The sequence below is a fragment of the Vibrio atlanticus genome, from assembly GCF_024347315.1.
Classification (GTDB): Bacteria; Pseudomonadota; Gammaproteobacteria; order Enterobacterales; family Vibrionaceae; genus Vibrio; species Vibrio atlanticus.
In genome coordinates this window covers 1,829,707-1,845,548 of sequence record NZ_AP025460.1, presented here as the reverse complement: position 1 = coordinate 1,845,548, position 15,842 = coordinate 1,829,707, and the positions used below count along the sequence as shown (strand labels likewise).

The following is a 15,842-nucleotide window of genomic DNA, read 5'->3' as shown; positions in this document are numbered from 1 at the left end:
GAACAAAGCCCGAAACCGAGTTACTACAAAACAAATTTAAATAACTCAATTTAGAAAACAACAAACAACGTCAAACAGCAGTAGGAAAAGGCGATGAGCTTAAAATTTACTGAAGCCAAACTCGAACAAGCCATTATTGAGCTATTGGGTGAGCAAGGCTACCCACACGTAGTGGGTGAACAAATAGCGTGTGAAGACAAAGAACAAGTACTCATTGTCGATGACTTACGTAGTTACCTTGCCAAGCAGTACCGAGGTGACAGTATTACCGAGAGCGAAATCGACACTATTGTCCGTGTGATCTCAACGTTGCCTGCCAGTGATTTGTACCATAGCAATAAAACCTTCTGCCAATGGCTAACCAATGGCTTCTTATTTAAGCGTGAAGATCGCTCAAAGAAAGACCTCTATATTGAGTTAATCGATACAAGACATTTGGCACAAGCCTTACGCTTGATGTTTGTGCCGTTGCTAGAGAATAAATCTAAACCTGATAATACTGATAGAGAAGTTGCTGAAGGTAAGGTTACGTACCTAGAAACAAATCGGTTAAAAGCGACTGACACCAATATCTATAAAATCGTTAACCAGCTAGAGATTGAAGGTGTCGATGAACAAGTTCGAATCCCTGATGGCATCCTTTATGTGAACGGCTTGCCGCTGGTGGTGTTTGAATTCAAGAGTGCCGTGCGAGAGAAAGACGCGACCATTTTTGATGCATGGAAGCAAATCTGCGTGCGTTATCGCCGTGATATTCCCAAGCTGTTCGTCTACAACGCTATGTGCATCATCAGTGATGGTGTGAACAACAAAATGGGTAACTTGTTTGCGCCGTATGAGTTCTTCTACGCATGGCGAAAAGTAACGGGCAACGAGTCTACCGAAAAGGATGGTATTAACTCCCTCTATACCATGATTACTGGGTTGTTTAACCAAACCAGATTACTTGATGTGGTGAAGAACTTTGTCTTCTTCCCTGATACATCAAAGAAAGAGATAAAAATCTGTTGTCGTTACCCGCAGTACTACGCAGCGCGTAAGCTTTACTACAACATCGATAAAGAACGTAAGCCATACGGTAGTGGTAAAGGCGGTACTTACTTTGGTGCTACAGGGTGTGGTAAGAGCTTTACCATGCAGTTTCTATCTCGCCTATTGATGAAAAGCATCGATTTTGAAAGCCCGACCATTGTACTTATTACCGACCGCAATGATCTTGATGATCAGCTTTCTAAACAGTTCTGTAATGCCTCTGATTACATTGGTGATGAGATGGTGGTGCCAGTTAAAAGCCGTCAAGATTTAAGAGACAAGCTACAAGGCATCAAGAGTGGTGGTGTGTTCCTGACTACCATTCATAAGTTCACCGAAGACATCGAACTGCTTTCTGAGCGTACTAATATCATCTGTATTTCGGATGAAGCGCACCGTTCACAGGTCAACCTCGATAAGAAAGTGGTGATCAAATATCAAGATGGTGTAGCCGTCGATGTGAAAGAGACATACGGCTTTGCTAAGTATCTGCACGACTCTCTACCAAGCGCGACTTACGTTGGCTTCACCGGAACGCCGATCGATGCCACCCTTGATGTATTCGGTGATGCAGTAGACAGCTACACCATGACAGAATCTGTTAATGATGAAATTACGGTTCGTATTGTTTATGAAGGCCGAGCAGCCAAAGTCATTCTTGATAACAGCAAGCTTGAAGAGGTAGAGAAATACTACCAAGCGTGCGCAGAAGCAGGCACCAATGAACATCAGATAGAAGAGAGTAAGAAAGCTTCTGCCAATATGAACGCGATTCTTGGTGACCCTGATCGTATTGAAGCTTTGGCGAAAGACTTTGTTGAACATTATGAAGGGCGAGTTAAAGAAGGTTCTACGATAAAGGGCAAGGCGATGTTTGTCTGTGCGAGTCGTGAAATCGCGTTTGATTTTTATAAGCAAGTCAAAATATTAAAGCCAGAATGGTTCGAGGAAAAGCTATCAATTGATGGCGTCGAGCTAACTGATAAAGAGAAAGAAGAGTTAAAGCCACTTGCGATGGTGCAAATGGTGATGACGCGCGGCAAAGACGATGACCCTGATCAGTACAGCCTGCTAGGGACAAAGGAACATCGAAAATCGCTCGACCAGCAGTTTAAAAGTCCCAAGTCGAATTTCAAAATAGCCATTGTGGTCGATATGTGGCTAACAGGCTTTGACGTGCCTGAATTGGATACTATCTACATTGATAAGCCGTTGCAGAAACACAACCTGATTCAAACTATCTCACGTGTTAACCGTAAGTTTGAAGGCAAGGCGAAAGGGCTCGTTGTCGATTACATTGGTATCAAGTCACGTATGAATCAAGCCTTAGCGATGTATTCAAAGGCTGATGAGACTAACTTTGAAGATATTCGCTTTTCCGTGATTGAGGTGAAGAACCATCTCGATCTGTTAAGGCAGATGTTCCACAAGTTCGATACGTCCGGTTATTACACAGGAGAGCCGTGCAAGCAGCTTGAGTGCCTTAATCAGTCGGCAGAATACATTCTTCAAACCAAGAAAGGCGAAACCCGATTCATGGCTTTAGTCGGCCGTATGAAGGCTGCTTATGATGTTTGCTGTGGTAGTGAATTGTTATCTCAGCAAGAGCGTGACCAAATTCACTTCTATATCGCAGTTCGCTCCATCATCTTTAAGTTAACCAAAGGTGATGCACCAGACACGGCACAAATGAATAAGCGCGTTCGAGAGTTAGTGGCAGAAGCACTCCGTGCCGATGGAGTAGAAGAGATCTTTACCATTGGTGATGAGCACGCCGAAGCTATCGATATTTTTGACGAAGATTACCTAGCTCGAATCAACAAAATTAAGTTGCCTAACACCAAGATTCAGCTACTTCAAAAGCTACTAGAGAAGGCGATAAGTGACTTTAAAAAGGTCAATCAACTACAAGGCATGAATTTCTCTAAGCGCTTCCAATCGCTGGTGGAGCAGTATAACGAACGTCGTGAAAATGATGTGTTGAATGGTGAGGAGTTCGATACCTTCTCTCAAGAAATGACGGACATTATCTTTGATATCGTGAAAGAAATGGGCTCGTTTGAAGACCTAGGCATCGACCTAGAAGAGAAAGCGTTCCTCGATATCTTGAACCACATGCGCAAGAAGTACGATTTCACTTACGACGATGACAAGATGCTCGAACTGGCGAAGGAGATGAAAACTACCGTAGACAATGTCGCCCAATATCCAGACTGGGCAGGGCGCGATGATATCAAAGCCAAGTTGAAAGTGGATTTAATCTTACTGCTACACAAATACGGCTTCCCACCAGTCGCCAATGATGATGTTTACAAAGGCGTGCTAGAGCAGGCTGAGAATTATAAGAAGAATGTGTAGTCGCTTTAAATTTGATGACATTTGATTTTATCAATGAGTATTTCAGCTAAAACAACCGCTTTAGCTGAAAGATTTGAGTAGAGCTCTAACCTCGAATGATCATTTGCTCGCGCTCTGGACCTACCGATACCATTACAATTGGAACACCCATCAACTCTTCGATACGAGTTACGTAATCTTGTGCTGCTTGAGGAAGACTCTCAAACGTGCGGCAGCCAGTGATGTCTTCATCCCAACCTGCCATATCTTCATATACAGGCTTAAGCTCAGCCGTTTGTGGCCAAATCGGGTTTTCAGTGTGTTCACCTGAGTAAGCCGTACAGATCTTAAGTTCAGACAAACCAGACAGGCAGTCTATCTTAGTCAGTGCGATTTCAGTCGCGGCTTGTAGGTCAACGCCGTTGCGAGTTGCTACCGCATCAAAGTAACCCATATCACGTGGGCGACCCGTGGTTGCACCGTACTCGTTAGAGCTTTCACGGAAGCTGTCTTGCTCTTCCATTGCTGTTACTAGCGTGCCAGTACCAACAGACGAGCTGAACGATTTAGCAACAGCAATAACTCGCTCGGGGCGAAGGGCAGGTAAGCCACTACCGATACCCGCGTAAGCTGCGGTTACATTAGAAGATGTCGTCCAAGGGTATTCACCGTAAACAAGGTCACGGCCTGCACCTAGCTGAGCTTCAAACAGTAGGTTCGCGTCTTGTGATTGCAGTGCTTTAAGCGGCTCAGTTACGTTGCAAATGAACGGGCGCCACGTTTTAGTTACTTCAAGTAGCCATTCTGTCATTTCAGAAGCTGTTTGAGTGAAATCACATTGAGGGTATAGAGCCTTAAGTTGAGGCATCTTCCAATCAAGCAGGAATTGAATGCGTTGCTCTAAAATCTCAGGTTGATTCAGCCAACCCACAAGAATACCTTTCTTCATCACACGATCGCCGTACGCTGGTGCAATACCTTGACGTGTTGAGCCATAAGCGCCATCGCCTAAACGTTCTTCTTCAAGTGTATCTTCAAGCGCGTGCAAAGGTAGACACAGTGTTGCGCGATCTGAAATCGCCATCTTCACTTTGATGCCCGCCGCTTGTACTTCTGCGATCTCTTCAGTTAGCGCTGCAGGGCTGATCACCATGCCAGGGCCAAGAACCGCTGTACAGTCAGGGTTAAAAATACCACTTGGTAGTTGGTGCAGTTTGAATGTACCGAAGTCGTTTACTACGGTATGGCCGGCATTGTTTCCGCCTTGAAAGCGAATGCTAGCAGAAGCTTGGTCTGCTAAAAAATCAACGATACGGCCTTTGCCTTCGTCGCCCCAGTTTGCGCCTACAACAACAATAGATGGCATAATTTTTCTCCTGACTGATTGAGAAATCATGTTAGGCCTACAAAGTGGATAAGAGAAATTAATTATCTTTATTATCTTGATAAGGATTTCATATATATTTAAAGTCTTAACCTACAAGCGAGATTCCCTATCATGTTCGTTCCTCTTTGTAGGGAATGACAGGTTGGGCTAGTCCCTCACTTTAGGGAATGATGATAATTAGTAGAGAAACTTCAAAATAACCGTCATTCCAGAATCGAGGAACGAGGTATCAGGAATCTCAAATCACAAACGAGATTCCCTATCATGTTCGTTCCTCACTGTAGGGAATGACGGGTGGGGTAGTCCCTCACTGTAAGGAACGATGTGAGTAACATGAGAGAGAGAAAATGATGCTCGATATTAATTTGTTGAAGACGTTTGTGACGCTAGCGGAATATAAGCATTTCGGAAAAGCAGCCAACGCACTGCATATGACACAACCCAATGTGAGTTTGCACCTAAAACAACTGGAACAACAAACACGCATCAAGTTGATAGAGCGAAGTCCGTTTCAACTGACTCAAGCAGGTGAAAGGTTACTAGAGACAAGTCAAAGAACGTTACTCGAACTGCAGATTTGTCAGGCCGATCTCAACGCCATTAACGACCTCAAAATAGGCACGTTAACTATTGCCGTGAGCGACATCATTTCTCGATTCTTGCTAATTCGTCCTTTCCAGAAGTTCAAAGCGCAGTATCCCGGTATTGACCTTACGCTCTTGAATACCACCTCATCTCAGGCATCGAGTTTAGTTAAGAATGCTCAGGCGGATCTTGGCTTTGTTATCGCAAAAGAGCAGCACAATGAGTCGTTGTATTTCACAAAGCTTCAAGAGCTTTCATGGTGTGCGTTAGGCGATGGCCTAGACATGCAATACTCTGATAGCAAGACAGGAAACGAGGTTAAAGGTGACGATATAGAGACAGAACTCACCTTGATTCTACTTGGCCACGATACGAGAACCCGTGACTTCATTGATGAAGGTTTACCAAGCCTTAATCTACCCAATCATAGAGTCATGGAAGTAGGGAGTGTCGATGCTCAAATCGACTGGGCAGAAGCTGGGTTTGGTGTCGCCATCATTCCTGAGTTTGCGATATCCACCAAGCAGCATTTGAATTCAAAGGTTACGCCATTGACCAATTTCTCTAGCACCAGCCTTGGCTATATCGTGAGGCAGAACCAAGTCTTGTCTAAAGCGACCAAGCAGTTATTAGGCTGGGTGAATGATGAGATTATTTCATTACAAAACAAATAAATACAATCATTAAGTTTGATTCAATTAGCCCACCTCGCGTGGGCTTTTTTGTCCCTGCAAAGCCCATTTTTTTACTGAATCAATAAGTTCTGAAACGACCTAGAGCGCACCATCAACTATTCGTCACGCAAATCAGAGTTTCAAAATTCATCGTTGACAAAGTTTGATGATCAAACTAAATTTCAATCAATTGCTTTGATTGTCAAATTACTTGTCAATCAAAGGGCTTTTATTAACAACGATCATCTAACCGCAAACATCAGCTAAGGACGCCATTTTGAGTTTTCCAACACGTCACCAACACAACTTTTCTTCACATAACAGCCAAGGTGAGAAACGCACGCTTTATGTCTTGTTATTGACCGTCGTTACTATGGTTGTCGAGATCGTTGCGGGTACTATTTATGGTTCAATGGCATTGCTTGCCGATGGTTGGCACATGGGAACGCATGCTGCAGCGTTTGGTATCACCTTATTTGCATACCGATATGCGAAGAAACATGCCGAGAGTGAACGTTTCTCGTTTGGTACTGGCAAAGTCAGCGTGTTAGGGGGCTACACCAGCGCGATTGCATTGGGTATTGTGTCATTATTGATGCTGGTGGAATCAGTGCATCGTTTATTTAACCCACAAGCGATTCAGTTCAATGAAGCGATCATCGTTGCCTGTATTGGTTTAACTGTGAATGTGGTGAGTATGTTTTTACTCAGCGATCACCATCATGATCACGGACACGAGCATGGCCACGATCATAGTAACAATCATAGTAACAATCATAGTAAGAATCACGGTCATTCACATAGCCATGATCACGACAGCGACCATAATCATAAGCATGGTGAGCACCATCATGACCATAACCTACGCGCAGCCTACATGCATGTGTTGGCGGATACGTTGACTTCACTGTTGGCCATTGTTGCGCTGCTGTTTGGTAAGTTTTACGGTTGGAACTGGTTAGATGCAGCAATGGGAATGGTTGGCGCATTTGTGATTGCTAAGTGGACGATGAACCTTATGAAACAAACCAGTCCAATCCTGCTTGATGAGAATATCGACCAAGATTATCGCGACTCAGTGACCGAAACCTTAACGCCTTATGCGTCGGTCACCGATTTCCATATGTGGAAGGTGAGTGGGCATCACTATTCAGCAGCAATTACTCTTGAATCAAACAGTGATAAAACCGTGTCTGAATATAAACAAATGCTCTCCAAGTTTGATAAGATTAATCATCTTACTCTTGAAGTGCATTCAAACGACCATGCGAAATATAGAACAGCTTAACCAAATACTGACTGAGTTCTACGATAAAATGTCTTCGTGGGAGCAGTCTGTTGTCAAAGAGACGGGTTACTCCCTGGCTCAAGTACACACTATTGAAGTACTTGGTATGCATGGCGCGTTAAGAATGAAAGAGCTCGCTGAAAAGCTGGGCATCACCACGGGTACATTGACCGTTCAAATCGAAAAGCTGGTTAAAGCCGAATTGATTGAACGCCATGAACACCCAACGGATCGTCGTGCAATCGTGGTTGCTCTAACTGATGAGGGGCAGAAGATTCATGTTCACCACAATCAGCTTCACTTGAACCTAGTTAATGAATTAACGCAAGACATCGAAGAAGATGAGAAAGTGGTATTACTGAAGTGCCTATCTAAGATGGTAAAAGCGTTTTAGTCAGCCTTAAGTTAGAACCCTAACTTATTAGCTGCAAAGCAATTGATTAAGAAATCTAAAAATGGACCTGACTCGAATTGAGTAGGTCCATTTTTTCGCCGTTTTCTCTCGACTATACAATCACTAATCGATGGACTCACCGTTTCAAAAACAAGTCAAAACCTCCCAATATTGCTCTTCGTTCTTGCTCCGCTGATGAGCCAAAAAAATGTCATTCACAGCCGTCAGATCAATAATTGCCCAAACTGTTTTAATTCAAAGCCTTAATAGCAAGGCGTTCAGCTATTTATACCCCGTCAAATATCTGTCTCTCAGTTTTATAATTCTATTAATGTACATGTAGCGAAAATGTGTTATTGATTAATCTGTCGTTAATGGGTTGGGTCTTCTTTGTTTGAATGTATTGATGATGTCACTACTGGCGGGCAGGGCCGATGCAAAAACTCAACCCCATTACTGATAAAAAATCATAACAATAACTCGATCGCACTAGCCGTATATCCATGCTTTGATGCGATCAATTAGATACTTATAGTTAATTTAGTAAAGACGAGCCATGTATATGAATATAAAGAAAAAGCTCTATTCGTTGGGGGTGTTCTCCATCTTCGGCATGATTTCATTGTTGTTTACCACATCTCAATTTGCGGACACCACCGCTAAAATGAGCGAAGCCAAACAAATTACCAAAGAACTTGAAGTGCGACTGCTAAACCTTCGTCGTAACGAGAAAGATTTCTTACTTCGCAGTGATCTGAAATACCTCGACAAGTTCGACGTAAATTACAAAAAATTCTTAGCGTCTGAATCTGAGCTTAATGCTGTGCTGAATGATCTGGGTTTGGCCAACAGTACGCATTTGCGTGAAGATATCGAAACGTACCACACAAGCTTTGTTAACCTTGTTAAAGCCAGCCAAGTGTATGGACTAGCACGAGACAAAGGATTGTTAGGGGAATTTCATGCTGTACTCGATAACATAAGTGCTTCAGCAAGCGCCGAGCAAAAAATTGAGCTGTATCTCTTCAATGATTTGATCGAGAAGGGTGAGTTCGACCCAAGTGTTCTGTCTATTACTTCTAATGCGGGTGGCTCAGCTGCTTTGATAGAAGCAGCTCGTCAAGTCGTAGATCAGAAACGAGTGATAGGGTTAAAACATAACGAAGGGTTACTAGGACAAGCGCGTACAGGTTCGCACGTTATCGAGACTCAATTCAAAGAATTCTCGGCCGTGTTAGATCAACAGGCACAGCAAGAGATGGATAAACTATCGCTGATCAACAACACCCTTTGCGTCACACTGTTAGTGGCGATCATTCTATTCAGCTGGTTAATCGTACGTTCAATCATCGGTAAGATTGAATCTCTACTTACTGTGATCCGTAATATTGTCGATTCGAACGACGTGTCTATTCGTGCGACGGAGAATGGCAAAGACGAACTCGGTAAGCTAGGCGAATACTTCAATCAACTGCTAGATCAGCTTGAAGGGTTGATTGCAACGTCTCAATCTAAGTCACATCAATTGACACAAAGTACGTCGAGCATGCATGACGAGCTAGAATCGGTCATCAAACAGTTCGAAGTTCAAGCAAACCACACCTCAACAATGACAACTTCAGTGCAAGAGATGGTACTGACTATTGGGGAAATATCAGAAAGTACATCGGTTGCGGCTGAAGGCGTTCATCAAGCGAAAGTGAATGCCGACAAAGGTCGTGAAGTGGTGGTTGATACCATCAATAACATTACCCAGTTGTCTGAACGCCTTTCAAGTAGCCAAGAGTCGATTAGTTCTTTGAATCACCATGTCGATCAAATTGGGAGTGCCGTTAACATTATCCAAGGTATAGCGGAACAGACTAATCTATTGGCACTGAACGCAGCCATTGAAGCCGCTCGTGCTGGTGAGCAAGGTCGTGGCTTCGCAGTTGTTGCGGATGAAGTCCGAGCGTTAGCAAGCAGAACGCACCAATCAACCACTGAAATCACCAGTGTAGTCACTGCAATCCAGAGCCAAATGAATGCTTCTATGACAGAGATTGGCGAGTGTAACCAGCAAGGCCAGCTGACACTTAAAGATTCAGAAGAACTGGATGCAAGCTTGCAACTGATCTTGAGTGATATGGAAAGTATTCAAGGCAACTCAGAACGTATTGCTTCAGCGATTGAAGAGCAGGGCGCTGTAATGACGCAAGTGAGTGACTCAATTACTGAGTTGAATACCATCTCGAATGATAACAACGCTTCGGCGCAGCATTGCTTGGTCGAAGTCGATAAAGTAGCTGAGCAAGCGAACGATATGGATCAAGCGGTAGCACAGTTCAAGACGTCATAAGACTGCTAGAGCAAGTTAGAAACCAAATATGTTAAGTATTTGAAACCCAAGGCGTGAGTTCATAGAAAACAAAGGCGTGAATTATTCGCGCCTTTTTTGTGCCTGAAGGATAGGCAAGTTCCTGAATCGATAGAAATAAGAATAAGGCATTACAAAATAGACTTAAGTATCTGTGGAATAAAACTAAAATAATGACAGACTAACGATGAACGAACGCGTTGACGTGATCCATGTCTTTGGCGCGTTTCGAATAAACGTTAAATCTTACGGAAGAGGAACAGCATGCACTACGACGTATTCAATGGAGACGCAGACGGCATCATCGCGTTGTTACAACTGCGATTAAGTGAACCGAGAAAAAGCGTGCTCGTCACCGGTGTAAAGCGTGATATTAAGTTAGTTTCTCGAGTTGCCAGTCAAATCATAGATCCGGGCACTCCAAATGATGTATCTTCCGTTACCGTTCTTGATGTGTCGATGGAGAAGAACCTGCCAGCATTGCACTCACTGTTAGATGCCAACATCGATGTGTTTTACTGCGATCACCATCGAACAGGGGACGTGCCAACCTCTGAGTATTTAAACACTCTGATAGATACCTCGGCAGAGAGTTGCACGAGTTTATTGATTAACCAGAAGCTAAATGGTGCACACGTAGCTTGGGCAATCGCGGCGGCCTTTGGTGATAATTTAAAAGTAGTGGCCGCACAGTTAGCTGATGAAAATGGATTCGAACAATCACAAATTGAGTTCTTAGAAGAGTTAGGTACCTTGGTTAATTACAACGGCTACGGTACATCATTGAGCGATTTGCACTTCACGCCAGCTGAGCTCTACCAAAACCTTTATCAATATCCGAACCCGTTCGATCTTATGGATGACAAAGACTCGGTGTTCTATCAATTACGAGCGGCTTACCAGAATGACCGCCAGCAATTATCAAACCTTGCCCCTGCGTATGAAAGTGCGTTCGCACGTGTGTTTGAACTGCCCGGTGAGACTTGGGCAAGACGTATCAGCGGTGTATTTGGCAATGAGATCGTGAATCAAGATCCAAACCGAGCGCAAGCAGTATTAACGAAAAACCAAGATGGCGAATCTTATACTGTTAGCCTAAGAGCACCACTATCCAATAGAACAGGCGCAGATGAAATTTGCTCTAGCTTTGTAACTGGCGGAGGAAGAAAAGCAGCGGCTGGCATTAATCAACTTAGCGAACTTGATAGAGGGAATTTCATTTCACTGTTGGACGCTTATTATTCGCCGAGTGTTGAGCGCTAACGAAAATAGTAGCGAGAGTGAATAGGGTAAAGAGAGGCCATTTGGCTTCTTTTTTTGTGTCTAAAGTCACCCAAATAAGCCTTTCAAAAACTTAGTTAGCATCAAATTCGGCACTTCACATTGTATGACATCAAAGTAAGAGTGATTATCAATTGTATTAATTCTGGGGAAATAGCACTATACGCATATTGAATCTTCAGTATTTTGAATATCCTTATAATGAATCTTGCCCAGGTCGACCTTAACCTACTCGTTATTCTTAAACACCTTCTTGAAGAGAAGCACGTATCAAACACAGCCTTGGCGTTGGACATGAGCCAACCGACGGTGAGTCGTTCACTACAAAAACTACGAACGGTATTCAACGATGACTTGTTAGTCCGCGCAGCCTATGGTTATGAGCTAACCCCGAAAGCAGAAGTCATCAAGCAAGACCTCAATTCTGTGCTCACACGCCTTGAGAAATTGGTCCATGGAGACGTATTTGAACCGGAGACGAGTAATAGTACCGTTCGGTTCTTTGGCTTGGTTCCTCAGGTTTCACACCTTTTGCCAAAAGTCGTGGCACAAATCCGCCAACAAGCGCCGAATATGGTTGTCGATATCGACTCGATTCCTAAACGACACTTTGAACCTCTGTTATCAGGTGATGCGCACTTTGTATTGTCGACGCATGAACCATTAAGTTCTGAACAAAACCTGTATCGAATGTTCGTAATCAGTCGCGATTATCGGTTATTAATGAGCAAAGACCACCCTCTGGCGGATAAAGAGATCACCGTTGATGATTTATTGAGTAGCCAACTCGGCCAGATCTCACTGCAAGGGGATAAGAAGCTCTCGATTGAAAGTCGTTTCAAAGATTTGGGCTTGATCGATAAGCAGCGTCAGCTATCGATACCGATTCAACTGTCTAACTTTAACGTCGCTCCAGATATGGCTGAAGCGACCGATATCATCTTTCACCTACCGACACCTTTCGCTCAACAAGCAGCAAAACAGAGAAACCTTGTTTGTAAACGCGTACCCAAAGCGATCAGGAGCCCATCAGAAGACGTATATCTCTACTGGCATAAACGTTTCCACAATGACCCTATGTGTCGTTGGATTCGTGAACTATTTAAAGAGACATACTCCTAAGTTATCTGACACATGAATGTCACGGGCTCAATGCTAATGAATTGAATATATTTCGTCTGCATTATTTGATAAATGAATAATCATAATGAATTTTCAGCATGAAACTTTCGTTGATTGGAGTGATAACTGGCTGTTTAATGCAAACCATTATCATTACTAATTACATATAAGAATAAATATCATGTCTGAGAAATCTCTTTTGATTCGCAAGCCTCTTTTAGTTCGCAAATCCCTTATAGTTCGCAAACCTCTTATGATTCGTAAACCCCTTTCGGTCGCAGTAGCTGTTATTTGCACCTCACTATCGGCTAACGTGTTAGCGCAAAAAGAAGCGCAAGCGACAGATGAGCAAATGGTTGTTACGGCAACTCGTACTGAAATGGCTCTAAAACAAGTGCCAGCTTCAATGTCGGTTATCACCGCTCAAGACATCGAAGACAGCCCTGGAATCACTTTGGCTGACATCGTTGCAGAATCAACGAGTGTGGAATCTGATTTTGATAGCACACGTGCTGGCCGTCAGATGATCTCTATTCGTGGTATGGATTCAGACTATACGCTTATCATGGTGAATGGCCGTCGCTTAAGCTCTGCAAGTGCCATCATTCGTGGTAACGATTTCGATCTCTCGACTATTCCAGCTGAGTCAATCGAACGTGTTGAAATCATCCGCGGCCCAATGTCTGCACTTTACGGTTCAGATGGTATGGGTGGCACAATCAACATCATCACCAAAGCTCCAGAAAATGATTGGAGCTCAACGATTAACATGGACACTTCATCTCCATTAGACGGAGATGGTGGCGAAGAATATTCTGTTGGTTTTACCACGTCCGGTGCATTGATTTATGATGAGTTATTTGCGCGTTTTTCTTTAAATCAAACCTCGCGTGACGCATGGCAACCATATACAGGTAATGGTCGTGAGAATATTACCGCTCTAGAGGAACGCGACACTTTAAGTTTGCTTGCCAACCTGACATGGAATATGACAGACAATCAGACGATTGATTTGGACCTTGGCTATAGTGACGATAAACGTGATGGTTTAGCAGAACACGCTACAGGTTCGAACCTAGTGGATAGTAATGTTGTACGTAACAGTCAAGCGATTACACACAGCGGTTTTTGGAACTGGGGTGACACACAAGTTCGTTACTCTCGTGAAAACGTGACAGACAACGATGCCGCTGATCTAGGTAACAATTACAGTAGCGATGTAGAAGAGCTAACTCAAATAGTAGAAGCGTCAGCAACGACTTATCTCGGTGATAGTCACACCGTAACTTTTGGTATGGACTACCAGTTGAGCGAATTAACCAACAAAGAAAACTTGATCAACGGTACATCAGAAGCGTATCAAGGTGCTTTGTTTGTTCAAGACCAGTGGTTGATGACTGAACAACTCACCGCAACCATTGGTGGACGTTTAGATAAACACGAATTGTACGGTGAAGAATTCAGCCCGCGTGTGTACTTGGTTCACCAAACGACTGATGACCTCATCATCAAAGGCGGCGTGGGTAAGGCGTTTAAAGCGCCTTCGTTGACTCAAAACCAAGCCGACTACACAGTTAATAGCTGTAAGGGAGCGTGCGATTTATATGGCAACGAAAACCTGAAGCCTGAAACGAGCTTGAACTATGAAATTGCAGCAATATACAACCAACCACGTTGGAATGTTGAAGGTGCCTTGTTCCGCAACGAAATCAATGATCTTATTGATCGCGATGAAACGTACTGCGAGAACGGCGGAGTGTTTGAATCGGGTAAAGGGTGCGCAGACACTTCTAGCTCTACTGGCTATGTGAAAGGGAAGCGTACTTATACCAATGTATCTGAGGCGGTGGTTCAAGGTGCTGAACTTACGGGTCAATTCCAGATTACCGATGAGTGGGGCGTGTCTGGTAACTACACGTTCTTAGACACAGAAGATAAGTCAACGGGTGAAGAACTGCTTGAGCGTTACAAGCATTCAGGTTTAGTTAAACTGAACTGGAGCCCAACTTTCGATCTGAATACCTTTATTAGTGCGCGTTACCGTGGAGAGCGCAATATCGAAAGCGACTTAACGCAAGACGCATACACAACACTGAATATCGGTACGGTGTACAACGTTAATGATTCTGTTCGACTGCGCGCTGGTATCACTAACTTGACTGATGAAGCTGTATCACAAGAGCTAGAGAGTATGGGTTATGTTGAAGAGCCACGTACTTACTACGTAGGTATGACAGCGGACTTCTAATCAATCTGTGTTTGATTTGGTAGCAAGATACATATATAAACGAAGAACCCACATTGGCTCGATACTCTATAAAGAGAACGGCGAGTGTGGGTTGTTTTTTGTGTGCTTGTATCGGTTTAATTCGTTTGGAATTGGCTTACCTAGATTTTTACACAAGTGACCAAAGCATTACCTGATTTGGTATCCCAAGGCAGCAGCTTGTCATAATCGTGCTCAAAAATATGAACCTCAAAGTAGGGCTTCAATATCTCGATCAATTCCTTAAACGAGAATGCCACCATAGGGTGTACGTCATTCCATACTTGAGTTTCACCCGCAGTCGTTTTTTCGATACTTAGCTTTAACATTTGCTTACTACCTTCGCCGGAGTAGTACCAACCTGAGCGAAAGGTAAAGTCATCATTTTCTTTGTTGGCTGTATGTCGAACAAACAAGTCATTGCTTATCTTCTCTTTATCAACCACGTTGAAGCAGAAGACACCTTCGGGTTTCAAAGCTCGGTGCACGCTTGCAATGCACTCTTTTAGTCTCTCAATACCGTCGTTGTAATGGATGGAATACAAGAAACAAGTGATAAGATCGAGCGGTTCTGAGACCTCAAAGTTACTCATGTTTTGTACTGAAAAGTTAGCTTCAGGGCAACGAACTTGAGCAATGTCGAGCATTGGTTTATTCAGATCAAGGCCACTACTTTGATAGCCGTAATCAATAAAATGGCGAACGTGTGGTCCAGTGCCACATCCAAGGTCGAGGTGTGTTTTTCCTTTATTTCCAAAAATCTGATGTAACCTACGAACGCAGTCACTCTGCGCTTGGTAGTCAATATCGACACACATTAAATCATAGTAACCGGATAGGCCGGTATAGAGTGCGTTGGCGGACATGTTTGCCTGCAGCATTTGCTGAAAAAATTGGGGTGGCGCATAGTAAACTAGAACTTAAAAATAACAAGAAAATCTTGAAGATTAATATAGACTCTCATCGGAAGGAAAATTGGTGTTAGTGTAAACTTCAGAGTTTGCCAGTGCTCCCAATGTATTCTTTGTTGGTTACTGTAAGCTCAGTGTAATAAAGGATGCGAACCTAAGGAAGCTAGGTATGATGTTCACGGTTTCCTGAGAGTAGAGCCAGTAACTGT

The 15,842-nt window shown here is 43.4% G+C and carries 10 protein-coding genes; 8 read left to right on the top strand and 2 right to left on the bottom strand.

The window, feature by feature from the left end; genetic code table 11:
- Nucleotides 1-93 precede the first annotated feature (93 nt).
- Nucleotides 94-3,390, top strand: a complete 3,297-nt coding sequence (locus tag OCV30_RS08215) for a type I restriction endonuclease subunit R (RefSeq protein WP_065679651.1) — start codon at nt 94-96, stop codon at nt 3,388-3,390.
- An 85-nt stretch (nt 3,391-3,475) separates the two neighbouring features.
- Here the strand turns inward: OCV30_RS08215 and OCV30_RS08210 are convergent, their stop codons facing one another.
- Nucleotides 3,476-4,735, bottom strand: coding sequence for an adenylosuccinate synthase (locus OCV30_RS08210; protein WP_065679652.1), 1,260 nt, complete (start codon nt 4,733-4,735; stop codon nt 3,476-3,478).
- A 368-nt stretch (nt 4,736-5,103) separates the two neighbouring features.
- Here OCV30_RS08210 and OCV30_RS08205 point away from each other — a divergent pair, with 368 nt between their 5' ends.
- From OCV30_RS08205 to OCV30_RS08175, 7 genes are all read left to right on the top strand, one after another.
- Nucleotides 5,104-6,015, top strand: a complete 912-nt coding sequence (locus OCV30_RS08205) for a LysR family transcriptional regulator (RefSeq protein WP_065679653.1) — start codon at nt 5,104-5,106, stop codon at nt 6,013-6,015.
- Between the two features lie 277 nt (nt 6,016-6,292).
- The gene (gene dmeF / locus OCV30_RS08200; RefSeq protein ID WP_065679654.1) at nt 6,293-7,303 is read left to right on the top strand and encodes a CDF family Co(II)/Ni(II) efflux transporter DmeF; all 1,011 of its coding nucleotides are present in this window, start codon (nt 6,293-6,295) and stop codon (nt 7,301-7,303) included.
- Nucleotides 7,281-7,697, top strand: coding sequence for a MarR family winged helix-turn-helix transcriptional regulator (locus OCV30_RS08195; RefSeq protein ID WP_017099853.1), 417 nt, complete (start codon nt 7,281-7,283; stop codon nt 7,695-7,697). Before dmeF ends, OCV30_RS08195 begins: the two co-directional genes overlap by 23 nt.
- A 613-nt stretch (nt 7,698-8,310) precedes the next feature.
- Nucleotides 8,311-10,035 carry a methyl-accepting chemotaxis protein gene (locus OCV30_RS08190; protein ID WP_065679681.1) on the top strand — a complete coding sequence of 575 codons (1,725 nt, stop codon included), beginning with the start codon at nt 8,311-8,313 and terminating at the stop codon, nt 10,033-10,035.
- A 282-nt stretch (nt 10,036-10,317) separates the two neighbouring features.
- A complete protein-coding gene (locus tag OCV30_RS08185) occupies nt 10,318-11,316 on the top strand; it encodes an acetyltransferase (RefSeq protein WP_065679655.1) in 999 nt (332 codons plus the stop codon).
- Nucleotides 11,317-11,535: 219 nt separating this feature from the next.
- Entirely contained in the window at nt 11,536-12,456 is a 921-nt protein-coding gene (locus OCV30_RS08180; protein ID WP_065679656.1) for a LysR family transcriptional regulator, read from the top strand.
- Nucleotides 12,457-12,709: 253 nt separating this feature from the next.
- Nucleotides 12,710-14,704, top strand: a complete 1,995-nt coding sequence (locus tag OCV30_RS08175) for a TonB-dependent receptor domain-containing protein (protein WP_065679682.1) — start codon at nt 12,710-12,712, stop codon at nt 14,702-14,704.
- A gap of 140 nt (nt 14,705-14,844) precedes the next feature.
- Here the strand turns inward: OCV30_RS08175 and OCV30_RS08170 are convergent, their stop codons facing one another.
- Nucleotides 14,845-15,588: a class I SAM-dependent DNA methyltransferase gene (locus OCV30_RS08170; RefSeq protein WP_065679657.1), complete on the bottom strand. Its 744-nt coding sequence runs from the start codon at nt 15,586-15,588 to the stop codon at nt 14,845-14,847.
- Between the last annotated feature and the right edge of the window lie 254 nt (nt 15,589-15,842).